The organism is Peterkaempfera bronchialis (genome assembly GCF_003258605.2).
In the GTDB taxonomy this organism is placed as follows: domain Bacteria; phylum Actinomycetota; class Actinomycetes; order Streptomycetales; family Streptomycetaceae; genus Peterkaempfera; species Peterkaempfera bronchialis.
The window spans coordinates 1,689,429-1,715,648 of the sequence record NZ_CP031264.1; the positions used below are offsets into that span (position 1 = coordinate 1,689,429).

The window sequence follows — 26,220 nt, forward strand, 5'->3', positions numbered from 1 at the left end:
GTCAGGCCCCGCGCCGGATGAGGGACCAGGTCGCCTGTGCGATGCGCTCGATGCTCACTGCGTCGTGTTCCTCGTTTTCCGTGCGGTCGAGTCGACCGCCGGTCCACTGGCTGATGACCGAGACCAGGGCTCCGCTCAGGAAGTGGGCGCGGAGCAGCAGGGCGGTCTCGTCAAGGCTGCCCGGGACCGCCTCGGTCAGCAGCTGCTCGAACCAAGCCTGGGCGAGCAGCTGTTCCAGTCGGCTGGCGAACCGGGAGCTGCCGTTCTCGCCCAGCATCCGGCGGTAGATGGCGCGGTGCCGGTCGACAAGGGTGAACAGGTTGACCAGGTGGACCGGGGGGGCGTCGGAGAGGGTGTGCGTGTCGGCCAGGAGTCGGCAGGCGCTCGCCGCGTCGACGATGCCCTCCATGGTGCTCTCCGTGGCGTCGAGCAGCAGGTCCTCACGGTCCTTGTAGTGCAGGTACACCGTGGCGCGGTTCACCTCCGCCCGTTCCGCGATGTCACTCATGGCGATGCCGTCCAGGTCCCTCTCCATCGAGAGTTCCAGGACGGCAGCCCGAAGGAGCGCCCTGGTGCGCCGGGCGCGAGGGTCACGCGAGGCGCTTCGGGTGTGCGAGGTGTTCGGCATGAGCCCAAGTGTCCTCTATCAATACCAGCAAATCAACACCTGTCGTCTAAGCGACAGGTGTCGTACAGTCGACCCGCCGCCGGTCGCCGGTGACGACCGCGACGGCTGCACCGAACTCAACTGCCCCCTGCGACAAGGATCCAGGTAGAGATGCGCGCAATATCTGAGGCATACATCGTCGACGCGGTGCGCACTCCGGTCGGCCGCAGGAACGGTTCGCTGGCCGGGGTCCACTCGGCCGACCTCGGCGCCCATGTACTGAGCGCCCTGATGGACCGGACCGGCATCGACCCGGCGGCCGTCGAGGACGTGGTCTTCGGCTGCCTGGACCAGCTCGGGTCCCAGTCCGGCGACATCGCCCGGACGAGTTGGCTGGCCGCCGGCCTGCCCGAGTCCGTCCCCGGAGTGACCATCGACCGCCAGTGCGGCTCCTCGCAGCAGGCCGTGCATTTCGCCGCCCAGGCCACGATGAGCGGCCTCTCCGGCCTCGTCGTAGCCGGTGGCGTCCAGAACATGTCACAGATCCCGCTCACGGCCGCCGCCCTCGTCGGCCCGCAGTTCGGAATGCCGGACCCGTACTCGGGGTCTCGCGGCTGGCGCAAGCGCTACGGCGACCAGACCGTGAGCCAGTTCCACGCCGCCGAACTCATGGCCCGCCACTGGGACCTCAGCCGTGAGGAGATGGAGGAGTTCGCGCTCAACAGCCACCAGCGGGCCGCGCACGCCGTCGACTCCGGCTGGTTCGAGCGGGAGATCGCACCCTACGTCGACGGCGAGACCGCCCTCGCCGTCGACGAGGGCCCGCGGCGCGACACCAGCCTTGCCTCCATGGCAAGGCTCAAGACGCTGGATCCGGCCGGCCGCATCACCGCGGCGACCGCCTCGCAGATCTCCGACGGGGCAGCCGCCCTGCTGATCGCCTCGGAGCAGGCCGTCCAGGACCACGGCCTCATCCCGCGCGCCCGCATCCACCGGATGACGGTACTCGGCGACGACCCGATCATGATGCTGAGCGCCCCGATCCCGGCGACCCGCAAGGCCCTGGAGGACGCAGGGCTGACCGAGGGCGACATCGATGCCGTCGAGATCAACGAGGCATTCGCCTCGGTGGTCCTCGCCTGGCAGCGGGAGATCGACATCGCTCCGGAGCGGGTCAACCCGGTCGGCGGCGCCATCGCGCTCGGCCACCCGCTGGGCGCGACCGGTGCCCGCCTGATGACGACGCTGCTCCACCATCTGGAGCGCACCGGGGGCCGCTACGGGCTGCAGACCATGTGCGAGGGGGGTGGTCAAGCGAACGTCACCATCCTTGAGCGCCTCTGAGGCATGCGAGACCTGCGCAGGGCCCGGACCGGGGAACCGGCCCGGGCCCTGCGCGGGCGGCGGCGGGGCGCCGGGGTGCCCGGCACCGGCGGGCTCAGGACTTGTACTGCTCAGGACTTGTACTGCTCAGGACTTGTACTCCGGAGTCATCGCCGAGGCCATCCGCAGATGCGGGGCGGCCTCGGCGCCCAGCCCCTGCCGCTTCAGTACGCGTCCCAGCAGGAGTTGCGCATAGGAGTCGTCCGGTGTCTCGGCGACCAGCGGCTCCAGGGTGGCGCGGGCCCGGCCCAGCTGGGCGGAGTGGAAATAGGCCCGGGCGGCCAGCAGCCGGACGTTCCGGTCGTCGGCGAACTCCTCCATCAGCGGGCCGAGCAGCGTCAGGCATCCGAGCGGGTCACCGAGCTCAAGGAGGGCTTCGGAGTGCCGGAACCGCTCCACCTCCGCCGGGAGTTCACGCGTCACAGAGCCCGCCGCGCCGCGAAGCAGCTCCGTGATGTGGGCCGGGGAGTGCGCACCGGCCAGCGCCTTGCCACCCACGACAAGGGTGGGCGAGGTCTTCACGCCGATCGCCTTGCCGCGCAGCAGAAGCTCGCGCACGGTCTCCTCACCGGCGCCGGAGGCCAGCAGCTCCGGCCCCTGCGGAAAACCGGCCCGCTCGGCGACGGCGGCGAGGGTGTCGGCCAGGCCGATGTCGAGGGCGTCGATGAAATGGGCCCGCAGCACCCCCTCCACCACCGCGTCCTGAAGTGCGGCGCCGCCGGATGCGTAGGCGAGGGCGATCAGCCGGTGTGCGGCCTGGGTGTTGGCACGCCAGGCCGCACCCCAGCGCGGTCCCAGCCCCTCGGCGGCTGCGATCTCCGACACGCGCAGCCGGTTCTCAGCGGGCGACATACCGGGGGCGCACTGCTGGAGGGCCGCGTCGACCACCGGGTCCTGGAGGACCTCGGCCATGGGAAGGGACTCGGCTGGGGCCATGGGGTCGATCCGGAAGGGCCGCCAGACCACTTCCACCGACTCCCCCTCCCAGCCCGCCAGGGCCGTCTCCACCCGCCGCTTGCCGATGTACGCCCAGGCGCAGACCACGTCCGCCCAGATCTCGATTCGCATCCTCAAAGGCTAATAAACACTCGTCGCCTAAGCAACAACCGTCGCGAAACTCGGAGCGCATGACCCACCCGTGCGCCCCGCGACCGCGATCACCCTGCTTGGGGCGGTTGCGATCCATTGCCCTCCGGCGGCTGACCCACCGGCGATGTTCCCGCGCGCGGCGGCTGCGGCCCAGGCGTCCGCCCAGGGCCTGGCCCTGTGCTTCGCCGCCGACGCCCCACGCGGAATCGTCGACTTCTTCACCGGCATGGAACGCGGGGAGCGCTGACTTCCACGCGCTGCGCGGGCCTTCCAAGACTTCCTCGCCTTCCTCGCCTTCCGGCGCTCGCAAGCAGAAGCACCTCGCCCGTAGGGTCTGCTCGATTCCCCACTTGGTCGAGCGGTGAACGATGTGGTCGGGGCCGCGCCCCGGACCGCCTTGGCTCAGCCCAGCGCGTCCATCACGGTGGTGACATAGGCATCCAGCCGCTCCTCCACGGCTCGCGTCGTCAGGTCTGTCCTCCCTGCCACCCGCCATGGCTGCGCCACCGATCGCACTTCTTCCGAGCACGCCAGCCCGTCCCGCACCTGCCAGTACAGCCGCTCGCTCGCAGCCGCCGCCAGCACCCCGCCGGCCTCCTCATACGCCTCAGCGAACCGCAGACCCCACGCCGGGCCGTGCAGCAGCGCGAGATTGGTGGAGCAGTGCGCGACATCGAGGTCCGCCGGACCCCAGGAAGCCGCTGCCCAGTCGACGACGCCGGCGATCCGGGCACCTGCCGGCCTTGGGGGCGGTACATCGAACAGCACGTTGCCGGGCTGGAAGTCCCGGTGCAGGAATCGCCCTTCATAGGGCGGCGCGGGCCTGCGGATCACGTCGATCGCCGCGGCCCATGCCGCCGCGTCGGCGCCCTTCGGGGTCACGACGGTGTCGGCGGTCGTCAGCGCCACATACTCCCGGGGCCGCTCGGCGGGTCTCAACGCGTGGATCGCCACGAGTTGACGGGCCAGCAGAGGGACGCGCATCTCCAAGCCCTCATCGTCGAGGACCGTCCGGCCCGCCAGATGCGTCATAAGGAGCGATGGATATTCGCAATGCTCGGCGGTCGAGTCGACCGCGACCAGTCCAGGAGCCGGCACGCCGGTCCCCGTGAGCAGGGTCAGGGCGCCGGCCTCCCTGTTCAGCCAGTCCTCGGCATGCCCCATGTAGAACGGGTCGACGAAACTCCGCAGCACCAGGTGACGGGGGCCTCCGTCCCGCGTGCCGATGGTCAGCCTCCGCATTTCGGCAGTGATGCCGCCATGCAGCACCTCGGTTCTGACGATCCGTTCGCCAACCTCCAGGTGCCGGCCCACCCAAGCCAGTGTCAACGGTCGGACCGCCGCCGCCGCCTCATCGTGATTGGTCACCGCGCCACCTCATCATCCGACCCGGACGTCGTCGAGCTGCTCGACACGTTGCTCGCGCAGGTGCCGGACCACGCTTCGCAGCAGGACAGGCGGGGTCTTCACCTCGGCCCAATTCGTGGAGAATGAAATCTCTTTTGGCAAATTGTAGACGGGTGTCAGTCTTTGACCATTGATTACCCGCCAGCCTCGCAGCTGACGTGACGTCAATTCCTTTACTCCCTGGTGATCTTGATGACATGATCACGTAGCTCATCCGCCACGTGGGCGGATGGTTCGAAGGAGGCTTCATGTCACGGGTGATCCGTGAAACCCGCCGTAGAACGGCGGGTGCATTTGCGTTGCCTAGCTCGTCGCGCCATTTGCGCCATATAGCGGCAGTGCTGACGCTGGCGCTGGCCGCCGGGGCGCTGACTGTCGTGGACGCAGGCGGTCAGGCGGTTGCGGCCGAGCGTTTGAACGGGCCCGCTGTCCCAACGGCCACAGCCCAGGGGCCGGCGGAGGCTCCGGATGCGGCGTCGGCGTTGCTGGCGGCCCGGCTGCAGAAGCGTCGGATCGAGATCACGGGTGAGCGGACGGATTCGACCACGAGTTGGGCGAATCCGGACGGGACCACCACGGTGGACGCCTACACCGGGCCGGTCCGGGTGCAGGACGAGCACGGCACCTGGCGGCCGGTGGACACCACCCTGGTCGAGGCCGACGGCGTGATCCAGCCGGCGATGACCGCCGCCGACATATCATTCTCCGACGGCGGCAAGGACGAGACCCTCGCCCACCTGTCCCGTGGCAAGCACGCCCTCGGGCTCGGCTGGGAAGGCAAACTGCCCAAGCCCCAGCTCGACGGCCCCACCGCTGTCTACCCCGACGCCGTCCCCGGCGGGGACCTGGTCGTCACCGCCCTCAAGGAGGGCTTCTCCCACTCCGTCGTCCTGCGCAACCGCCCCGACGGCCCCGTCGAGTACCGCCTGCCCATCACCGCCACCGGCCTGCACCTGAAGAAGACCTCCGAGAACCGCCTGAGCTGGGAGGACACCAACGGCAAGGCCCAGGCCACCGCCCCGGCCCCGATGATGTGGGACTCCTCCACCGACCCCGTCTCCGGAGACCCCAAGCACCTGGCGCCCATCGACGTCACCGTCGAAGCGAGCAAGAGCGGCAAGGGCCAGGTCCTGGTCCTCAAGCCCGACCCGACGTTCCTCGCCGACCCCGACCTCACCTACCCGGTCACCATCGACCCCACCGACTCCCTCATGGGCGCCGCCACCGACACCTGGCTCCAGTACGACGACTACCAGACCTCACAACGCGCCTCCACCGAACTCAAAGCCGGCACCTACGACGGCACCCACAAGGCCCGCTCCTTCCTGAAGTTCACCGTCACCAAGTACGCCGGCAAGCACATCGTCGACGCCAAGCTGCGCCTGTACTCGTACTACTCCTCGACCTGCGACACCAAGAACTCGGGCGTCGAGGTGCGGCGGATCACCGCCGACTGGGACCCCGCCGCGATCACCTGGTCCAAGCAGCCCGCCACCACCGCCACCGGTGCCACGGTCATCAAGGACGCCAAGGGCTACAACGCCAGCTCCTGCCCCGGCGGCTTCAACACCTGGGACCTGACCGCCATCACCCAGGCATGGGCCGACGGCCAGCCCAACTACGGCGTGCGCCTGGCCGCCGTCAGCGAGACCGACGTCCTCACCTGGCGCCGCTACCACTCCGCCAACTACGTCGACGGCTCCCACGACCCCAACTCCGAGCCGTCCCTGTCGGTGACGTACAACACGCTGCCGGGCAAGCCGACCGCTGCCGCGATCTCCCCGTCGGTGCTCAACGCGTACAACGGCAAGCGGTATGTCACCTCGCTGACCCCGAGCCTGTCGGCGACCGTCGCCGACCCCGACGGCGGCACCGTCAAGGGACAGTTCGAGGTCACCCCGGACCCGGCCTATGCGGACACCACCTACACCTACACCGCGACCAGCGGCGGCGTGACCTCCGGCAGTACGGCGACTCTCACCATTCCGGCCGCCTCCGCCTTCCCGGCCGGCAAGCACCTGCGCTACCGGGTGCGTGCCTACGACGGCACCGACTACGGGCCCTGGACCGGGTACACCGTCTTCGTGCTCAACACCGCCAAGCCGGACGCTCCGACCATCGCCTGCGACACCTACGAGGAGAACAGCTGGACCGCGAAGGCTGAGGCGGCGGTCACGTGCACGCTGGAGACCACCTCGGACGACGGTGCCGGCTTCCACTGGGGTCTGGACGACCCGAGTGTGCCCAAGCGTGCCCTGGACACCGTCAACGGCACCGGCGGCCACCCGCAGGACATCAGCATCAATCCCGGTAACGGCTGGCACACCCTGTACGCCAAGACCGTCGACTCCGGTGGCAACCTCTCCACCGCCACGACCGCCTACTCCTTCGGCGTCGGGGAGGACGGAGCCGCGATCCTGTCCCCGTCCGACGGCGACGAGACGGCCCGACGCCTGGTGCTCTCCGCCAAGGGCCTGTCCTCCTACACCGGCGTGACGTGGCAGTACCGACGCGGCGAGGAAGACTCCTGGCGCACCGTTCCGGTCGGCGACGTGACCGCCTCCGGCGCCACCGTGTCCTCGTGGCCCGTGCCGGTGACCGGTGGCTCCGCTCCCAAGCTGGTCTGGAACGTGGTCTCCAGCCTCGCCGAGGACGGCGTGATCGAACTGCGGGCCGCGTTCGCCAACGGCACCACCACCGGCTACACGCAGACCGTGACCGTCACCGTCGACCGCGACGCCGGCAGGGCACCAAGTGCCCCGGTGGGACCGGGTTCTGTGAACCAGTTGACCGGTGCCTTCACGCTGTCGGCCTCGGATGCCTCGGCGCTCGACGCAAGCGTGGGCCGTGTCTTCTCCTCCCGTGACAGCGGAAAGGCCACTGAGGGACAGGCCAGGATCTTCGGCCCTGGCTGGACCTCGTCCGTGGCGTCCCAGAGCACGTCCTACACCCTGGTCCGGACCACGTCCGGCACTTCGGTCGAGGTGGTGAGCGCGGACGGCAGCACCATCGCGTTCACCAGCGTCTCGGGCGGGGGTTGGAAGCCGCAGTCCGGCTATGAGTCGCTGACGCTGACGGGCACCCTGTCCGGGACGAAGTTCACGCTCACCGACACCAACGCCAACAGGACGGTGTTCGCCAAGGTCGACGCCGGGGCCTCGGCCTGGACGCTGTCCTCCACAGCAGCCTCGGTGTCGGATTCGACCGTGACCGTCGCCTCCGAGCCCGTGGTCGTCGGCAGCGAGAAGCTGGCGCGGCCGAAGTACGTCATCGCCCCGACCCCGGCGGTCACCGGCGCGGCCTGCCAGGCGGATCCGGCCACGCGAGGCTGCCGGGTTCTGGAGTTCGTCTACGCCGGCACCACCACCGCCACGGGCACCACCCTGGGCGACTACAAGGACCAGGTCAAGGCGGTCAAGCTGTGGGCCACCAGCCCCGGCGCCGCACAGTCGACCGCCGAGACACTGACGTCCTACTCCTACGACGCCTCCGGGCGGCTGCGCAACGTCTGGGATCCTCAGATCACCCCTGCGCTGAAGACGGCGTACACCTATGACGCGGACGGCCGGGTCGAGACCCTGACCGAACCCGGCGAGCTGGCGTGGACCTTCACGTACGGCAAGGCCGGAAACGCTGCCACCGCCAATGCGGGCATGCTGCTCCGGGCATCGCGCCCCACTCTCGTCCCGGGATCCACCAGTGAGGTCTCCGGAACCGCCGTCACCAGCGTCGTCTACGACGTACCGCTGTCCGGCGCGAACGCTCCGTACCAGATGGATGCCACCACGGTGGCCACCTGGGCCCAGAGCGAGGCGCCGACGGATGCCACGGCCGTGCTCCCTCCCGGCTCGACCCCGGTCTCGCACACAGGCAGCAGTCTGACCCCCGGCGCCTACGCGAACGCCAACATCACCTATGTCAGCGCCAACGGTGAGGAGACGAACACCGCGACCCCCGGTGGCTCCATCACCGCCACGGAATACGACAAGTTCGGGAACTCGGTCAGCGAGCTGACCGCCGGCAACCGCGACCTCGCCCTGGGCACCGCACGGAACGCGCAGAGCAAGCTCGCGATGCTCGGCCTGACGAACCTGTCGACGGCCGAGCGAGCCCGACGGCTCGCCACCGTCTCCGAGTACTCCGCCGACGGCGAGCGCCTGCTGGACGAGTACGGTCCGATCCACGAGGTCACTCTCGCCACGGATCTGGTAGGAACCAGGGCCGAGTACGTCCTGAGGGCGGGCACGGTCGTCCCCGCTCGCGCGCACACGGTCTACACCTACGATGAGGACCGCCCCGCCGACGCTGCGGTGTCGGGTCTGGTGACCACCACCAGGACCGGTGCCTTCATCGACGGATTCGACACCGACGGCGACATCCACACCGTGACCGCCGGCTACGACTGGTCCACGGGCCAGACGGTGGACAGCGGCGGCGATGACACCACCGGTATGGTCACGACCTACGACACCGCTGGAAAGGTGGCCACCACCCGCACGGCCCGATCCAACGGAGCGGACGCCGGAACCATCCGGTACGACTACTACACCGCCGACGGCACCGGCAGCTGTGCCGGCCGGCCCGAATGGGCGGGCCTGGTCTGCCGGACCGCTCCGGCCGCCAAGGTGACCGGCGGCGGCAGCAACCCCGACGAGACGGTCACCACGGTCTACACCTATGACCGCTGGGGCCAGATCGCGACCAAGACCGAGTCCGCCAACGGACAGGTGCGCACCACAACCAACACCAAGGACGACGCCGGCCGGCTCGTCAGGACGGCCGTCACCGGAGGCCCCGGGCAGGCCGTACCCGCCATGACGGTCACCTACAACCAGAACAACGGGCAGGTGGCCACGCGGACCGCAAGCGGGCAGTCCATCGCCTACACCTACGACGCTCTGGGCCGCCCGACCACGTACAACGACGGTGCGGGCAACAGCACCACCACGGCCTACGACAACCTCGACCGGCCGGTGAAGGTCACGGACTCGGTCCCCTCCAGCGTCACGTACACCTATGACGCAGTCGGCAACCGCGACAGCATGACGGATTCGGTCGCCGGCACGTTCACCGCCGCGTACGACGCGGACGGCACCCTCACCACCCAGACCCTGCCTGGCAACTCCACTCTGGCCATTGCCACGGACCCGACCGGCATGGTGACCGGCCGCACCTATGCCGATGCCGCGGGCAGCACCATCCTCTCGGACAACGCCCGGTACACCATCCACGGCGAGCCGTTCGGACACACCCAGACCGACGGGTCCACGACCGGGACGGCCTACAGCTACGACGGTGCCGGACGCCTGACCCAGGTCGCCGACACCACCGCCACCGGTTGCGTCACCCGCGCCTACACCTTCGATGCGAGCAGCAACCGCACCAGTCTGGAGACCACCACCGACAACTGCGACAGCGTCACCGGCGCGGCGGACACCACCACCGCCTCGTACAGCTACGACACCGCTGACCGGCTCATCGCCGCCGGCGTGGTCTACGACGCGTTCGGCCGCACCACCAGCAGTGGTGACAGCGAACTGACGTATTTCGCCAACGACCTCGTGCACAGCGAGACCGTGGGAGCCAGCCGCAAGACATGGTTCCTGGACCCGGTCGGGCGGCTGGCCCGTGTCACGGATCAGACCCGGGCGGCGGACGGCTCCTGGACCACGGGGGGCACCACCACCAACCACTACGGCTGCGACTGCGACAGCCCCAACTGGAGCAAGTCCTCGGCGAATGCCGTCAGCCGCAATGTCAGTGACGCCGCCGGCGCTCTCGGAGCGATCACCACGGCCACCGGTGACGTGGTTCTCCAGCTCTCCAACCTGCACGGAGACGTCGCGGTTCAGCTTCCGCTGGACACCACGGCGACACCGACCGTTCAGCACTTCGACGAGTACGGCAACGTGCTCGACGGCACGGTGTCGGCCGCCTACGGATGGCTGGGATCCCACCTGCGTGACAGTGGCACCCTCAGCGGGATCACTCTCATGGGGATGCGTCTCTACGACCCTTCCACCGGCCGCTTCCTCCAGACCGACCCGGTCTACGGAGGGAACGACAACAGCTATGAGTACTGCCGAGGAAACCCCGTGTCCTGCATGGACCTGGACGGCGCCTACTCGTACTCGTTCACATACGCCATCGGTGCCTACTTCAGCTCCGCCAAGACGGTCTTCAAATGGATTCGCACCCACTTCTGGGTGTTCCCGCTCAGTGGATGCGGAGCCACCCTCAACAGGGGTGAGCGATGCAATCTCAAGCCTGTGCTGGGACCGGTCAAGGTGGAGAAACTCACATCGACCTACTTCCAGTTCCTCTCCCTGAAGGGACACTTCGAGGGACCCGGAAAGAGGCTCAGGTTCACCTTCACGAAGAGCTGGGGGGTTCTCTACATGAAGGTCAAGGCATGGGGGCCGGATGTCACGAAGTGCGACAACAACACATTCTGCTCCACGGCGAACAAGATCGCAGCCCGCACGGGGTTCGCTCTCTTCGCGTCGAACATCGCGTTCTACACCACGTTTGCCGGAATTTGGTGACAACATGAAGACGACTGTCCGCGACACGGCATGGGAAACGCCGTACACCGTGGTGATCGTTATCGCGGCCGCAGTTCCCTGGCTCATCGCGGTGCTCCCGCTCGCTTTCAACGGCGTGCAGCAGGTGCAGGAATCCGGTCACACCGGAGACGGATCCGTCGGATTGGGCGTCACCATGCTCGCCATGGCTGCACTCCCCGTCGTCGCTGCACTGTCGGTGCTGGCGTTCGGGCGCGTCGCGGGAGTGCCGCCACGAAGGGTTCGCCTTTTCTCCGTGGCGGCACTGCTCCTCTGCGGGGTCGCATCCTTTCTGTACGCCTCGCTGCTCGCCATGGCGTAGCGCTGCCGTGGGCCGCGAACGGCCGGGAAGCCTGGACTCTGCAACACCCTGCGCTGCTTCACTGACGCACGGTGAGTCGCGGAGTTAGAGGGAAAGAAAAAGAGCAGTGGCAGCCCTCCTTTCAATCGGAGGGCTGCCACTGCGATGTCCGAGGGAGGCCGTCTCCCAAGGTGCGAGCCAGCCATGCGTCCAGCGCGGCCGGCGCGGTGCCGGACCACGCCAGATGGGCGTCAGGGCGTACCAGCATGACTCTCCTGCCGTGCGCATGAGAAGAAGACAGTGCGGCAACCGCAGCAGCCCCTCCCAGGCGCCGACGAGCGTGGTCCACATACACCTGCGCGTCCGCAGGGGGAGCGATGATCGCCCACCGGGACCCGAGCTCCGCATGCAGGCGGGTCCGACTTCCGTCGTCTCGGATGCACTCCACGTCAGGGACGCGGTCACCGGCACACGATCCGACTGCGGACCTCAAGCGTGGCCATCGGCTCGCCAGCGGTCCCTTGCGGTAGCCGACCTTGAGCTGCGACGACTTCTCCCAGAGCAGTCGCTGCACAACCGGCCGCCTCAGCAGCGGTACCAGAGCATGATCGCGTACCGCCCGAGCCGGCAAGCTCTCCCCGAGGACCAGGCGGGTCAACCCGCTCGTCGATGCCACCACCTCCCGGGCCACCGGCCGCCGCTCGGCCTCGTAAGTGTCCAGCAGTCCGTCCCGAGCGCGACCCGAGGCGACCAGAGCCAGTTTCCAGGCCAGGTTCTCAGCGTCACCGAGCCCGGTGTTCATGCCCTGGCCGCCGAACGGGCTGTGGATGTGGGCGGCATCGCCGGCCAGCAGAATCCGGCCGCGCCGGTACTCATCGGCCAAACGGCGTTGGATGCCGAACACGGACGTCCACACCACCTCCCATGCCGCCGAAGGGTCGACGCCGGCATGCGTGGCCAACTCCCTGCGCAGCACGGCCGCCACCCCGCCGGAGTCGACGTCGTCCCCGCCATCCGGCGGAGCCGAAGCCACCACGCGCCAGAGGTCGCCTCCCGGCAGCGGGAAGACCGCGAGCATCTGGTCCTTGCGCAGCCACACCGACGCGGTGTCCCTCATCAACGGCAGGGCTGCCCGCACGTCCGCGAGCAGAAAGCGCTCAACCACGGATGCTCCCGGAAACGCGATTCCCGCCACCTTGCGCACACGGCTGTGAGCGCCGTCGCAGCCGATGAGCCACTCAGTGCGCACCGTCCCGTCGGTGAGCTGTACGGTGACGCCGCCTCCGTCCTGATCGGCGCCGAGCAGTTCCCGTCCCCACTCCACTTCGACGCCCAGGTCGCCAAGCCGACGCCGCAGTCGGGTCTCCACCTCTGCCTGCGAATTGACCAGCACGGGCCAACTCGTCAACGCCGCATACCGGCCGACCCTCAAGCGCACCAGACACCTGCCGTTGACATGCGTGGCGACCTCCGCCATACGAACCGACCGTTCCGGCAGATCACCCAGGGCGCCGAGTCGGTTGAGCACTTCCGAGCCCCGCGGCTGCAACCCCAGGGCCCGCGATGCCACCGACGGCCGCTCCGCCTTGTCGATGACCCTGACCGACACCCCGGCCATGCGCAGTCCACACGCCAAGGCAAGCCCCGTCGGCCCTGCACCCGCCACCACGACCGTTGGAGTCGACACCCCAGCCCCTCCAAAACGCAGGACTCTCCTGCCCGAAGCGTCGAGGATAGTGCTGCTCAAGGACCTCAGGGTGCTTGGCGGTCACATAGGCGGAACGGAGATCACCCGCGCGCTGGAGGAGATCCACGCAAGGACCTTCGAAGCGCATGTGCCGGTCGTCGGCTACCCGGCGCCCCTGCCCCAGAACCCCCAGCCGGGCGATAAGGGGGGCCGGTTGCCCCCGGCGGGGGTCCGTCACGGACGATGAGCGGCGCCGGCCCAGCGCGCTGGATTCCCCTCGCCACGCCGTTCCGGTCGCCGGCGTGGCGGGCCCAGCCTCGTGGTCGGCGGCCTCGGGTGCCGGGTCTTCCGCCGCCGTCCTGCTGCCGGCTGCGGTCGTATGCTGGGGCCCGTGACACCGAAAGCCGATCAGGGAGCGATACTGCGGGCAGATGCCGCTCGCAACCGCGCCCGGGTGTTGCAGGTCGCTCGCGAGCAACTGGCTGCCGGTGACGACTCGCTCCAGTTGAACGCCATCGCCCGGCTGGCCGGCGTGGGCGTGGGTACCGTGTACCGGCATTTCCCCAACCAGCATGCGCTGCGGGAAGCGCTGTCGGCCGACCGGTTCAGGGAACTGGTCGGAGAGGCCCAGGCCGCGGCGGAGACGGACGACGCCCTCGCGGGCCTGCACCGTCTGCTGCGGTTCGCCCTCGCCCGCGCGTTGGAGGACCCCGGGTTCGCCGCCGTCCTCGAATCCGCAGCCGATGCCGAGGCGCACACCTCGCAGCTGAAGGCCGAGCTGGACCGGGCAGTCGCTCGCCTGCTGGACCGCGCCCGCCTCACGGGTGCCATCCGGCGCGACGTCGAGGCCGACGACGTGCGCCGCCTGCTCTGCGGCATCGAGCATGCCCTGCGTGCCGGGGACCGCGGTCCGGCGCGCACCGAGGTCTACCTCGACGTCCTACTGGAGGGCCTGCGCCCCTCGCGCTGACCCCGGCCCGGCAGTCGACACAGGACCGCTCCGGCACCCACCCAACCAAACCGGATAGTCATCCGGTTGTGCTAGCGTGCGCGCATCGAAACGGATAGCTATCCGGTTCATGGGCGAGGCGGCGGAGGGTGGCCATGATGGAGCAGCGGGCGGTCGTGACGGCGGGGACCGGAGGCATCGGCCTGGAGACCGCGTTGGGACTGGCGGCCCACGGGTTCGCCGTCACCGTGGTCGGTCGCGATGCCGAGCGCGGCGCCCGTGCGGTCCAGCGGATCGCGGCGGTCGCGACCGCAGGCGAGCCGCGGTTCGTGGCAGCCGACCTCGCCTCGCTGGGCGAGGTCCGGGCGCTCGCCGCCCGGCTGGCGGCCGAGGGACCGCTCCAGGTCCTGGTCAACAACGTCGGCGCGATGTTCGCGCAGCGGCAGCAGACCATCGACGGGATCGAGGCATCGTTCGCGGTCAACCACCTCTCGCCGTACCTGCTGACCGAGCTGCTGCTCGACCGGCTCCGAACCGGCGCTCCGAGCCGGATCGTGAACGTCAGTTCCGGTGCGATCAAGGTCGCCAAGCGCACCTTCGACACCGTCGAGCCGCCAGGCGGCTACTACGGCTTCCACTGGTACGGCCGGGCCAAGCTCGCCAACCTCGCCTACACCCTGGACCTCGCCGAGCGCCTGCGCGACAGCGGAGTCACGGTCTTCGCCGCAGACCCCGGCGGTGCCGCCACCGACATGACCAACGGCACCATGACCTCACCCAGGATCGTCTCCCCGCCCCTGCGGCTGCTGTGGCCGCTGGTCCGCCGCACCTTCGAACGCTCCACCGCCGGCCCCGCATCCGCGGCCGCCAAGCCGTCCATCGTCGCGGCCACCGACCCCGCACTCGACGGGCAGACCGGCCTGATCATCGGCCCCCGGACCCACCCCGTTCCCGCCTTCCGGGCAAGCACCGACCCCCGGACCGTCAGCGCCGTGCTCAAGCTCAGCCGGAAGCTGGCACCCCTTCCAAGCGGCCATTGACCGAGTGACCCGCGCATCCACCAGATGACCACGCCTTGAACCGTTGTTGGTCCGGCACGGGACAAAGCCCGGTCAGCGGATCACATCGGCCGCCGAGGGCGGCGAGAACAGGCTCGGGCACATCGGCGGCCCACGCGCCGACCGAGGCGACCCGCGAGGTCGCCCCGGTCGAGACCACGGCCGCCACCAGTGCGAGGACGTAGACCAGTGCGTGAGGGTCGGGGACCTGCGCCGGATATGCCGGCAGGTTCGGGCGCTCCTCGGGACGGACCGCGTCCTGGCTGCGGAGCTGGTCACGAGCTCAAGTTCAGTGGCGCAAGGGGAAACGGCCAGCACCCCGCGAGGGAGCACCCATCGCACCGCTATCTCTGGTTCCTCGGCGACCGAAGCAATCTTGAGAACCGTCGTGGCGCGGGCCACCGTGGGTTCACATCCCACACCCACCGCGCAGGCGAACGGCCCTTGACCAGCCAAGTTGGTCGGGGGCCGTTATGCTATGCAATTCCTGCTCGGACGACTCCCGATTTTCCGGCTGCGCTGTCCACTGGGTAGCACAGCAGGATTGGACGGATCTCGAGGTGATGGCGCACCTTTGATGTCATGTGGATCTCAGGAGCAGTCGCTCTCGTCACGGGTGCCAATCGTGGTCTCGGTGCCAGTTTCACCCAGGCCTTGCTCGCTCGCGGCGCGGCAACCGTGTACGCGGCCGCGCGAGACGCGAGCATGGTTTCGGTCACCGATCCTCGGGTCAAGCCAATCGATCTCGACATCACCGACCGAGCCGCGGTCGCGGCAGTCGCGCAACGGTGTGGCGATGTCGACCTGCTGGTCAACAACGCAGGCGCGATGCTGCTGGGTCCGCTGATCACCGCACCGGACACCGGGGCCGCCCGTACCGAGATGGAAGTCAACTACTTCGGCACCCTCGAGATGTGCCGGGCTTTCGCACCGGTGCTGGCCCGCAACGGCGGCGGCGCACTGGTCAATATGCTGTCGGTGGTCAGTTGGTACACGGTGCCGTTCAACGCCTCCTACTGCGCGTCGAAGTCCGCCGAATGGGCGCTGACCAATGCGGCCCGGGTGGAACTACACGGTCAGGGCACGCACGTGGTCGGCGTGCACGCGGGGTTCATCGACACGGACATGGCCGCTGACGTGTCCGAAGCGAAGATCGCCCCCGAGGACGTCGTCGCGCAGGCGCTCGACGCCGTCGAGAACAACGTGACAGAGGTGATCACGGACGAGTGGACTCGACATGTGAAGTCCACCCTGCCGGTGGACCAGGAAGAGCTTTACCCGGACCTGCGCCGCGCCTGGGCAGCCGGAGCGTCCCCGTGGGGGCGGGACTGATCAGGAGAGCGCGTCCGCGGAGCCTGAAGGCCACTCAGCGGACTCACAGAGGACTCAATTCGGCCTTCCCTCGGGTCACTGCCCTTAGGGAGTCCCCCTTCAGGCCTTAACGCGCTACGGTCTTGAGGACGCCCTGACGTTGCTGGAGGTGGCCCGTGTCTCGACCCGCAGGAAACACCCAACTCAAAGCAGCCCGCCAGGCCGCCGGCTTCACGTCGCAACAGGCCCTCGCGGATGCGATGACCGGTGCGGCGCTGGACCTCGGACTCCACGGCTTCCAGGTAAGCGTGCGTCAGGTACGGCGATGGGAGTCAGCGAGCCCGCCGTGGCCGCAGGCGGACCACCAACGGCTGCTCAGCCATGTCCTTCGGCTGCCCATCAAGGATCTCGGGTTCCGTGCGCCCTGGGATTCCAAGCCCGCAGGCGACGTACGAACGGCGCCGGAGGGGGTTCATGTCGTCACGGCGCTCGCCGCTTCCCTCCCCAGGCCGACTTCCTCGGCCGTACTACGGCCGCCCAGCACCGGTACGGACTACGCCGCGATCACGACTGCTCATCGACGTCTGTACTGGACCGTGCAGCCCGCCCAGCTCCATCAGGCCATCGTCGAGCACGCGAACCTCGGCACAAAACTCCTCGCCGAGACATCGGGAAACGCCCGGCGTGTCCTCGCCGCGGCTCTTGCGGAGTCCCTCCTACTCGCCGCGCGCATCGAGTTCTTCGACCTGCGTCAGGCCGACCAGGCGGACACCACGCTGATCCGCGCCCTGCAAGCGGCCGGCGAAGCCGACGATGCGCTGCTGGGTGCGGCCGTCCTGGCCCATGCCGCGTTCGTCCCGGGGTGGGCCGGTCGGAAGGACGAGGCCGAGGAGCGCATGGTCGCTGCACGCACATACGCCCGTCGTGGCCCAGCATCGGCCGAATTTCTGGCCTGGCTCAACGCAGTGGAAGCGGAGTGCCTGACCCGTTGCGGTGACTACCGAGGCGCCTTGCGCCTGCTGGCCCGGGCGGAGGAGGCGCTCGCAGCCGACGGCGAACACAGCTCCCCGAGCTGGATGGACTGGTTCTCCCCGGCACGTTTGGCCGCCTTCAAGGGCAACACGCAGTTGAAGGCGGGCCACCTCTCCCAGGCCAGGGCCACCCTCCGCCAGGTGCTCGCCGATCTTCCGCCCGACATGGGCAAGCAGCGTGCGGTGGTGCTCGCCGACCTCGCCGCCGTCGAGGCTACCGACCAGAACCTCGAGCAGGCGTGCAAGCTCGCGGGAGAGGCCCTCGACCAGCTGGCCGCCACCTGGTACGCGACGGGTATGGAAAGGATCCGCGACCTGCGTCGTTCCCTTGCCCCTTGGCAGGACATGGCTGCCGTACGGGCGCTGGACGACCGGCTGTACGGCTGGGGAACGACGCTCAGCGCCCTCCAGCGTTGAGCTGCGCGACCTTCTCGGGGAGTTCTTCGAGGCTGTCGATCCGCAGGGTCGGCAGCCGAATCGCGTCCGGGTCGTGCTGCTGGATGACGCCCCAGGGGCCCCGCCGGATCAGCGCCGTCGCCATACCCGCGGCGGCGGCGGGCCTGATGTCGTTGTCGAGGCGGTCACCCACGTACAGGATCTCCTGCGTCTCGCAGGGCGCAGCCTCGGCGACCCGTTCGAAGAAAGCGACATCCGGCTTCGAGGCCCCCCAGTCGTCCGAGGTACCGATCATGTCCGCGGGCAGGTCGAGGGAGCGGAGGATGCGACCGGCCCGGACGGTCTGGTTGCCTGCGACGCCGACCCAGAGGCTGTCGGCCCGCAGCTGCTTCAGCGCGGGGCGAACGTCGGGGTAGAGGTCTTCCTCCCCGAAGTGCTCCGGCTGCCCCGCCGCGGCGCGGGCCGCGCGCTGCTCGGCCAGATCGAAGCCGGGCCGGAAGACCTGGAAGGTCTCGCGGTAGTCCAAGCCGCGGGCGATGACCGCGCCGAACGTCGCAGCGAAGGTGTGGCGCGGCACCCCGAGCCAGTCCGCCCACGTGCCGTACTCCCGGGTCTCGTCCACCAGGCACTCGCCGACATCGAACACAACTGCGCGAATCATGGGAGCAGCCTACCGAGAGCGCACACCCGTCCGGGTTGTACGGCGGGACAAGCCGCCGGGAGGCCGTTTTCCGGACCCAGAAGGTCCTCTGTTGGACCTTCAGATGGTGCGTCAGGTGACCAAATATGAGTCTGTCAAAGCTGATGGGCCCATCGGCACACCAGCGGGCCGCACCTCGTACCGCCGCAGGGATCACCACAGTGCCCGGCAGGCACCCTCCCGCCGATGACCGCCTGCCTCGACCCGGGCGGCCGTCCCCCTGCCGGGGTGTGCCACGCGAGCCCTCACCCTGCGGCGGCGCTCCGGCACCGTGCGGTCGTCCGCGTCACACCTTCGGATGGAGGCATGCACTTCCGATGGAGTTATCGATCATCACTGATGAGGTCAGCCAGGATCCCGAAGAGGCAGCACGGCTCGCCGTGAGACACGGAGTACGTCACGTGGCGATCCGATCCGTCTGGGGGCAGAACATTGCCGAGTGTGACGACGCGCGGGCCGAAGGGCTTGCCGACGTGTTGCGGCAGTACGGCATCGGCGTCTCCTCCGTCCTGTCCCCTCTGTTCAAATGCCACCCCGGGGGCGCACCGGAGGACGAGCTCGTCGACCCTCACTTCGTCGGCTTCCCTCCAGTATTCGCCTCCCACATGAGGCAGGCCCATCGGCTTCCTGTCCTGGCCGGACTGCTCGGCGCACCTACGGTCCGCATCTTCACCTTCATCGCCGCGGCGCCCGCAGGCGGCGTCCTTCCCGGGCCGCTCCGCGACACGATCACGAGCGCGGTGGAGAACTGGGAAGGCACGCGGGCCGCAGTCGAGAACGAGCACATCTGCCACGTTCGTACGCTGCGCGAGCTTGAGGAGTTCTGCTCGGCCACCGGTCTCGGGGCCGTGGTGGACCCCTGCAATCAACACGTCGCCTCCGATGGAGACGGTCTCAAGGACCTCTCCGAGGAACTGGTTCGGAGCGCGGTCGACATCCACGTCAAGGACCGCCGGAACGGACAGTACGTGCCTGTCGGTCGAGGTGAGCTGAGATGGCAGCCGATCCTGGAGCGCCTCGAAGAGCTGGGTTATGTGGGACCGATCACGCTGGAGTCCCACCTGCGCGGAGACCTTGAGGGCATCACCGAATCGATACGCACACTTCGGCGCTGGGGGGTTGCGTGACCACACCCGGGGTTCGGGTCGAGCGAGCTGGACGTGGCATGCAGGCCGCACCGCCCGTGGGCATGGCACTGATCGGATGCGGGCGATGGGGCGTGAACCACGCAAGGACTGCTGCGACATCGGGCAGTGTGCACTTCGTGGGCGTGGTCGACCCGGACCAACCTCAGCGCTTCGATGCCATGGCCCGGTACGGAGTGAGGGGATGGCCGACGCTCTCGGACGCCCTCCGGGATGAGCGTGTCGAGGCCGTCGTCATCGCCTCGCCGGCGGGCACCCACGTCTCCCTGGCCCTTGAGGCAATGCGGGCAGGTCGCCACGTGCTGGTGGAGAAACCCGCCGCCCTGAGTGCATTAGACGCCAGCGCCATGTCGTTCGAGGCGCGGCGGCGGGGAGTGCAATTGTCCGCCGGGCACACGTTCCTCTACTCCCAGCCGGTCAGGAACATCGCGGCATGGCTGCGGGAAGCAGCGCCGAGCCGCCCGTGGTTGATCCGCAGCGAACGGCTCGGCGGCAGAAGGCGTGAGGACTGCGACGTTCTGTGGAACCTCGCGCCGCACGACGTCTCGATCCTGCTGCACCTGGTCGACGAACCCGTGGTGCACGTTGCTGCCAGGGGCCACATCTTTCCAGGCGGCCGCCACTGGGACCTCGCTGCCGTGGACCTGACCTTCGCCTCCGGGATACGCGGTGAGGTGTATGTCGGGTGGCGCCATGCCGGCGCCAAGCGGGCTCTGAGGCTCCTCGGCGAGCAGTGGGCCCTGCGCTACCGGCATGGACGAGCCGACGGAGACGCGGTCCAACTGACAGGCGAGGCCGCCACGGCCGGCGCCGAGCAGATCCTGCACCGCGGTTGCGGTCGGTCTCCGAGTGGAGCCTTACGGCAGTACGCCGAACCGCTGCGGGTCCAGCTCGAGGAGTTCGTCTCCGCCTGCCGAACCGGACAGCCGACGCTCACCGGGCCCTCACACCTCACGGCCGTCACCCGGGTGCTACACGCCGCGCACCGCTCCGCCTCTACCGGCGGGGCATCTGTCCGGCTCGACGCCCGCCGGGCCGACGAGCAGGACAACGACTCCACCACGGCGAATGTCGGCGCCTGACCGCCGTCGGCCCGCAAGCGCTCGGCCCAATGCAGGAGCCCCGGGCGCGGCCGTGCCCGCGTTCAACTGCCATTGCCCTGCGCGCGGGCAGCAGGCGAACCGCAGCTTCAGGAGGAACGTCATGACCGAACACCTGGAACACGAAAGCTTCGGATGTGGCTCGTGCGGGTCGGCGAACCAGGGTGTCCTGCTGCCGCTGCCGCGCTTACGCGACGCGGCCTTGCCCGGCGGTACCGACGGGTCCAGCCGCGATGGGCTCCCTGCCCTGACCGTGGACGCTGTGACGGCGGTCAGCCAGGTCTGGGCCGACGGTGAAGCCCTTCCCCGTCTCGCGGTCGACCCCGCGCGGCTGCGGCCGGAGACCAACACGCAGTTGCTCGACCTCGGCGGCGGGGCCTGGTGTCTCAACCACGCCCTCCGCCAGCAGCAGCTCTACGGAGGACAGGTCCTTCGGGAAACCTACCGTGACCTGCGGGACGGCATGACCCCGGCAGACCAAGACCTGGCCCGTGTGCTGGTGGAGCAGGGCTTCGCCGCAGCCCCTGGAGAGGCACCGGAGCGCTTCCACCGCGAACTGATGCGCGCGGAGGACGCCAAGCAGGACGTCCAACCGTCGTTCACCCTGCTGCGCATCCTGCTCACCGATGTCTGCAACCTGTCGTGCTCGTACTGCAAGGTGATCCCAAACGTCCTGGCACCCCAGGCCGAACCCACCGACGCCGACCGACTCGCCGAGGTCATCGCCTTCTTCTTCACCCACTCCGACGTCTCACGGCCCAAGATCATCCACATCACGGGCGGCGAGCCCACGCTCTTCTTCCACCAGGTGCAGCACATCGTCGAGGTGGCGGAGCATGCAGCGAGGCCCGGAGAGAACTTCTGGTTCGTCATCGGCACCAACGCCACCCTCATCCGGCAGCGCCAGGCTGCCTTCCTCGCAGAGCACGACGTGAAGTGCATCGTGTCGATGGACGGTCCCCAGCACATCCACGACGCGCTGCGCCGCAACCACGGAGGCCGGGGGTCCTGGCGAATGGTCGACGCCGGCGTACGCCGACTCAAGGAGGCCGGGGCCGAGGTCTCGCTCTCCATGGTCCTGGGCCAGCACAACCTGGACCAGGCCGAGGAGACCATCACCTGGTTCCTGGAGACCTACCAGCCCACCGGCCTCGGGGTGAACTTCATGAAGCCCCCCACTCCGGACCAGAAGGACTACCAGCACCTGGTCGACCCCGACCGGTACGCCGACCGGATGTACGCCATCCACCAAGCCTTCCGCGACCGTGGCCTGTTCCTCGAACTCGTCTACCGCAAGCTGCAGCCCTTCGTCGAACAGCGCTACCGCTTCCACGACTGCGGCGCCGCCGGCGGCACCAACCTCAACGTCGACGCCAAGGGCAACGTCGGCCCGTGCAAGAGCTTTCTGGTCATGGACCGCCTCGCCATGCAGGCACTCGACATCGACGCCTACCGCTCCACGGTGGTCACCAAGTGGCGCAAGCGCTCCCCCATCTACTACACCCACTGCGAGGGATGCGCGGCCCGCGGCATGTGCGGCAACGGGTGCGCGTACGACGCCATGGTGCACAGCGGCGACGAGATGGCCATCGACCTGCGCAGCTGCCAGTACACCCAGCGCTTCAACCAGTTGTTCGTCGAGGACCTCTTCAACCAGGTCCGCCCGGCCGGACCGGTGCCGGCCACGTGGTGGCACCTTCCCTCACGAGCTGAGCGGGGCCGCCTGCTCGGAGCCGTCTCCGCCCGTCCGCGCACCCTGTCCTACTCCATCGGCCACCAGACCCTCGACTGACGGGAAGCGCCCTGTGCCCTCTTCCCCCGCCGCCCTCTCCGACGCCACGACCGACTCGCTGCGTCTGCGCGCCATCGCCACCACCGCCTTCCACGACCATGTGCTCCCCGCCATCCATCGCGACATGCCCGAGGTCGCCGACCGCATCGTCGTCACCATCACCTCCTCCGTCGCCTACGGAACCGCCGACCGGCACTCGGACCTGGACGTCTTCGTCGTCTTCCGCCGTGAACAGGACTACCGGAGATACGCCACCGCCCTGCAGAAGCTGATCGACGGGCTGAACCTGGGCACCGTGTACGGCGCGGTCTGCGACAAGGGCGTGCGCTTCGAGCTGGAGAGCCTGGCGCGCTCCGACCTCAGCCGCCTCTTCCACCACCCTGAGAAGACCGACAACTGGCACCGCCAGACCGAGTGGCTCCTCTTCTGGTTCCTCGAATCCGTCCCGATCCACGACCCCGGGGGCATCCACGCCCGGTTGAAAGGCCGCGCCGGCCGCTGGCCGGCACCCGTCCTCGCCTCCCGGCACGAGGCCGCCCGTACCAGGGTGGCCACCTGGACGCACACCGCTCAGCGGGAACTCGCAGCGACCGGCTACACCTACACCGCCCTACGTGCCGCCTGCTACGCGGCGACGGCGGCGCTCGACCTGGCCTATCTGACCGCAGGACGGTACGGCCCTCACCCGAAATGGCGCCACCCGCACGCCGACCGGCTGCTGGCCGAGCATCCTCGGGCGCTGACCGCCCTGGAGAACATGAACCGACTGGCCCGCGCTCTGATCGACCTTCCCGACAGCCCCCGGGCATTCGGCGCCGCCCTGGCCGAGCACCAGGCCGAACAGGCCCCTCCGGATACCGCCGCAACCAGGCCCTGGGCCGAGGCACTGACCGCGGCAGCCCACCGGTTCGCCGACCAGCACGGGGTCATCTGGGTGGCCCACGACCGCTCCCCCGGCACCCGGTTCCTCACCGCCGCCAGAACGGCCGCCGCAGCGGGTGAGGCCGTCTACCTGGCCGAGGAACTCGGAGGCGACCTCCTGCAGCGCCCTGGCCGTTCCTACGACCAGGCCCTGCGCATCGCCGCCCCGCTGCGCTGGCTGGCCGGCAGCGCCCCGGAGAGCCAGGCCGTCACGCGCAGAAGGTGGCTGTACCTGAACTTCGTGATCTGGCGCAAACTCCGTGTGGTCGCCAAGGCCCGGCGGCGGGGGCATCCCTTCACCTGCCGCTGGTACCAGCTGCAGGTCATCGACCACCTCACCGAGGCCCGGGCCCTTCTCGCCGGCGGCCAGCCGCCACCGCTCCACCGCTACACCCGCCAGGCCCTCTCCCTCCTCTCCCCGCCATGGTCCGACCTCCTCACCACCGACGCGATCCTCGGCCGCCTTCGGGACCTCGACGGCTACCTGATGTGGGCCTGGGGAGAGCTGGAGGACGTCCAGCAGCGGCTGGTCGCAAGGCAGCTGCTCCCCGCCGCTGCGGTCACCGACCCCCTCGCCACGCAGTGGGACGTGCAGTACTGGCGATACGAGAACCTCTTCGTCTGAAGGAGCGATGCGCATGCGACTGGCCCTCCTCGGCTCACCGGTGGACCAAGCGCTCTCACCGGTGCTCCACCGCGCGGCCTACCAGGCCCTCAGCTTGAACTGGACCTACGAAGCCATCGACTGCCGCGAGGCGGACCTGCCCGGCTTCTTCGCCTCCCTGGACGACACCTGGGCAGGGTTCTCGCTCACCATGCCGCTCAAGCACGCCGCCCTGCCGCTGATGGCAGACGCCTCTCCCGTCGCTGCGGCCACCGGAGTTGTCAACACCGTGGTCGTCCAGGACGGCCGGCTGCTCGGGGACAACACCGATGTCGCCGGAATGCTCCAGGCGCTGCGCGAGATGCCGGGCAACCGCCCCGGGCCGGCCGCGGTCCTCGGCGCCGGCAGCACGGCAGCGACCGCGCTCGCGGCGCTAACCGAGCTGGGCATCAAGGAAGTCGTCGCTGTGGCCCGGAATCCCGCACGCGCGGGCGCGCTGCGAGCGGCAGCGAAGAGACTCGGCACCGACCTCGCCATCCAGCCGTGGCACACCGAGAGGCTCCCACCGGCCGCCCTGGTCATCTCTGCCCTGCCGCCGGGTGCAGCCGACGCCCTCGTGCCGGCTATGGCGGGCTTCCACGGTGCGCTCCTCGATGTGGTCTACCGGCCGTGGCCCACGCGACTCGCCGCTGCCGCCCGTACCGCCGGAGCCACCGTGGTGGGCGGGCTGACCATGCTCCTCCACCAGGCAGCCCGGCAGGTCACGCTCCAGACCGGGGCCGTGCACGCGCCCACAGCGGCCATGCGTGAAGCGGCACTCGAATCGCTCAACGACCGCACAGTCCAGCCAATTTAACTGATCATCATTAACTCGGGACGACACCTGCGAAGCCCGTACATCCCGGGTGCGAGTCACTACACTGAGGCGGGTGATCGACTTGAAGGCTGCTCGTCGAGAGCCAGACCGCTACCGTGCCGCCCTCGCCCGTCGCGGGTCGGCTGAAGACTTCGACGCCCTACTCGCCGTCGACGAGAAGTGGCGCGGACTGACCGAGCGGGTCGACAGTCTCCGATCTCAGAAGCGCCCCAAGGGCGCTCCGACGCCGGAAGAGTTCGAGGCACTCAGGCGGCTCAAGGAAGAACTGCGCCAGTCCGAGCAGGAACTCTCCGCCGCGGACAGCGAGCGTCAGGCGCTGCTCGACCGTCTCCCCAATCTGCCGCATCCGACCGCTCCCGACGGCGGCGAGGACGATGCGAAGCTCGTACGCACCTGGGGCCGAGTACCTACCTTCAGCTTCACCCCCAAGGACCACCTGGAACTGGCCTCGCCCTCCGGCCGGGTCGACATGCAGCGAGGTGCCCGGCTCTCCGGTTCCCGGTTCGCCTACCGCATCGGGGACGTCGCCCTGACAGAGATGGCGCTGTACCGGTTCGTGATCGACAAGCTCGCCGGCCAGGGCTTCCTTCCGGTGCTGGCCCCCGTACTGGTCAACGAGCGCGCCATGTACGGCACGGGCTACCTCCCCACGGACGAGAGCAATCTCTACTGCCTGGACAAGGACGGGCTCTACCTCAGCGGCACGTCCGAGGTCGCCCTCGCCGGCATCCACATGGACGAACGGCTGGAGGAAGACCAGGTCCCCGCCCGCTACACCGCCTTCTCGACCAACTTCCGACGAGAGGCCGGCGCCGCAGGCAAGGACACCCGCGGCATGTTCCGGGTGCACCAGTTCGACAAGGTCGAGATGTTCGTCTACTGCCTCCCCGAGCAGTCGGAAGAGATCCACGAAGAACTCCTCGCCAACGAGGAAGAGATCATCCAGGCTCTCGGACTGCCCTACCGGGTGGTGAACATCGCCGTGGGCGATCTGGGATCCCCGGCTGCCAAGAAGTACGACATCGAGGCGTGGTTCCCCGTCCAGGAGCGCTACCGAGAGGTGACCTCCTGCTCCAACACCACGGACTACCAGGCGCGCCGTCTCAACACCCGGGTGCGCCGCAACGGCGGCCTGGAATTCGTGCACACCCTCAACGGGACGGGGATCACCGCCCGCGCCCTGCTGGCCATCATGGAGAACTTCCAGGACGAAGGCGGCGCTGTCGCCGTACCCCAGGTCCTCCAGGATTTCGGCGCCCCCGCACGCATCGGCCACACCAGCTGACGGCTGCCCGAGGC

Annotated in this window: 19 protein-coding genes; 14 read left to right on the top strand and 5 right to left on the bottom strand. The window is 69.0% G+C overall.

Features of this window, described 5'->3' with window-relative positions:
* Window position 1: 1 nt before the first annotated feature.
* Window positions 2-628, bottom strand: coding sequence for a TetR/AcrR family transcriptional regulator (locus C7M71_RS07385; RefSeq protein ID WP_111489760.1), 627 nt, complete (start codon window positions 626-628; stop codon window positions 2-4).
* Window positions 629-787: 159 nt separating this feature from the next.
* Between C7M71_RS07385 and C7M71_RS07390 the strand changes: the two genes are divergently transcribed.
* Complete coding sequence (locus C7M71_RS07390) at window positions 788-1,951, top strand: acetyl-CoA C-acetyltransferase (RefSeq protein ID WP_111489769.1); 1,164 nt, start codon at window positions 788-790, stop codon at window positions 1,949-1,951.
* Between the two features lie 126 nt (window positions 1,952-2,077).
* On the opposite strand, the gene C7M71_RS07395 is transcribed toward C7M71_RS07390, so the two are convergent.
* Entirely contained in the window at window positions 2,078-3,058 is a 981-nt protein-coding gene (locus C7M71_RS07395) for a DsbA family oxidoreductase (protein WP_111489761.1), read from the bottom strand.
* Window positions 3,059-3,203: 145 nt separating this feature from the next.
* On the opposite strand from C7M71_RS07395, the gene C7M71_RS32535 reads away from it, so the two are divergent.
* Window positions 3,204-3,326 carry a hypothetical protein gene (locus C7M71_RS32535; RefSeq protein ID WP_265737645.1) on the top strand — a complete coding sequence of 41 codons (123 nt, stop codon included), beginning with the start codon at window positions 3,204-3,206 and terminating at the stop codon, window positions 3,324-3,326.
* Between the two features lie 155 nt (window positions 3,327-3,481).
* Here C7M71_RS32535 and C7M71_RS07405 read toward each other — a convergent pair whose 3' ends face one another.
* A complete protein-coding gene (locus C7M71_RS07405) occupies window positions 3,482-4,447 on the bottom strand; it encodes a phosphotransferase family protein (protein WP_111489763.1) in 966 nt (321 codons plus the stop codon).
* Window positions 4,448-5,064: 617 nt separating this feature from the next.
* On the opposite strand from C7M71_RS07405, the gene C7M71_RS07410 reads away from it, so the two are divergent.
* The gene (locus tag C7M71_RS07410; protein ID WP_229758598.1) at window positions 5,065-11,031 is read left to right on the top strand and encodes a DNRLRE domain-containing protein; all 5,967 of its coding nucleotides are present in this window, start codon (window positions 5,065-5,067) and stop codon (window positions 11,029-11,031) included.
* Window positions 11,032-11,035: 4 nt separating this feature from the next.
* Window positions 11,036-11,371: a hypothetical protein gene (locus tag C7M71_RS07415; protein WP_111490584.1), complete on the top strand. Its 336-nt coding sequence runs from the start codon at window positions 11,036-11,038 to the stop codon at window positions 11,369-11,371.
* 121 nt (window positions 11,372-11,492) lie between these two features.
* Here the strand turns inward: C7M71_RS07415 and C7M71_RS07420 are convergent, their stop codons facing one another.
* Entirely contained in the window at window positions 11,493-13,037 is a 1,545-nt protein-coding gene (locus C7M71_RS07420) for an FAD-dependent monooxygenase (protein ID WP_111490583.1), read from the bottom strand.
* Window positions 13,038-13,428: 391 nt separating this feature from the next.
* On the opposite strand from C7M71_RS07420, the gene C7M71_RS07430 reads away from it, so the two are divergent.
* The 4 genes from C7M71_RS07430 to C7M71_RS07445 all read left to right on the top strand — a co-directional run bounded on the left by C7M71_RS07430 (window position 13,429) and on the right by C7M71_RS07445 (window position 17,803).
* Window positions 13,429-14,007 (top strand): TetR/AcrR family transcriptional regulator, encoded by a 579-nt coding sequence (locus C7M71_RS07430; protein ID WP_229758599.1) that lies wholly within the window; start codon window positions 13,429-13,431, stop codon window positions 14,005-14,007.
* A 137-nt stretch (window positions 14,008-14,144) separates the two neighbouring features.
* On the top strand, window positions 14,145-15,026 hold the full coding sequence (locus C7M71_RS07435; RefSeq protein WP_175607778.1) for an SDR family NAD(P)-dependent oxidoreductase: 882 nt from the start codon (window positions 14,145-14,147) through the stop codon (window positions 15,024-15,026).
* A gap of 600 nt (window positions 15,027-15,626) precedes the next feature.
* The gene (locus C7M71_RS07440; protein ID WP_111490579.1) at window positions 15,627-16,376 is read left to right on the top strand and encodes an SDR family oxidoreductase; all 750 of its coding nucleotides are present in this window, start codon (window positions 15,627-15,629) and stop codon (window positions 16,374-16,376) included.
* A 155-nt stretch (window positions 16,377-16,531) separates the two neighbouring features.
* Window positions 16,532-17,803 carry a transcriptional regulator gene (locus C7M71_RS07445; protein ID WP_111490578.1) on the top strand — a complete coding sequence of 424 codons (1,272 nt, stop codon included), beginning with the start codon at window positions 16,532-16,534 and terminating at the stop codon, window positions 17,801-17,803.
* On the opposite strand, the gene C7M71_RS07450 is transcribed toward C7M71_RS07445, so the two are convergent.
* Window positions 17,784-18,443 carry an HAD family hydrolase gene (locus C7M71_RS07450; RefSeq protein WP_111490577.1) on the bottom strand — a complete coding sequence of 220 codons (660 nt, stop codon included), beginning with the start codon at window positions 18,441-18,443 and terminating at the stop codon, window positions 17,784-17,786. The two genes, C7M71_RS07445 and C7M71_RS07450, sit on opposite strands and share 20 nt — an antisense overlap.
* 356 nt (window positions 18,444-18,799) lie before the next feature.
* Here C7M71_RS07450 and C7M71_RS07455 point away from each other — a divergent pair, with 356 nt between their 5' ends.
* The 6 genes from C7M71_RS07455 (at window position 18,800) to serS (ending at window position 26,206) form a co-directional block, all read left to right on the top strand.
* Complete coding sequence (locus C7M71_RS07455; protein ID WP_162824172.1) at window positions 18,800-19,609, top strand: sugar phosphate isomerase/epimerase family protein; 810 nt, start codon at window positions 18,800-18,802, stop codon at window positions 19,607-19,609.
* Window positions 19,610-19,671: 62 nt separating this feature from the next.
* Complete coding sequence (locus C7M71_RS07460; protein ID WP_162824173.1) at window positions 19,672-20,709, top strand: Gfo/Idh/MocA family protein; 1,038 nt, start codon at window positions 19,672-19,674, stop codon at window positions 20,707-20,709.
* Between the two features lie 280 nt (window positions 20,710-20,989).
* Entirely contained in the window at window positions 20,990-22,519 is a 1,530-nt protein-coding gene (locus C7M71_RS07465; RefSeq protein ID WP_162824174.1) for a radical SAM/SPASM domain-containing protein, read from the top strand.
* A gap of 13 nt (window positions 22,520-22,532) precedes the next feature.
* On the top strand, window positions 22,533-24,065 hold the full coding sequence (locus C7M71_RS07470; RefSeq protein WP_111490573.1) for a nucleotidyltransferase family protein: 1,533 nt from the start codon (window positions 22,533-22,535) through the stop codon (window positions 24,063-24,065).
* Window positions 24,066-24,078: 13 nt separating this feature from the next.
* Entirely contained in the window at window positions 24,079-24,900 is an 822-nt protein-coding gene (locus C7M71_RS07475; RefSeq protein WP_111490572.1) for a shikimate dehydrogenase, read from the top strand.
* A 73-nt stretch (window positions 24,901-24,973) separates the two neighbouring features.
* Window positions 24,974-26,206: a serine--tRNA ligase gene (gene serS / locus C7M71_RS07480; RefSeq protein ID WP_111490571.1), complete on the top strand. Its 1,233-nt coding sequence runs from the start codon at window positions 24,974-24,976 to the stop codon at window positions 26,204-26,206.
* Window positions 26,207-26,220: the final 14 nt, after the last annotated feature.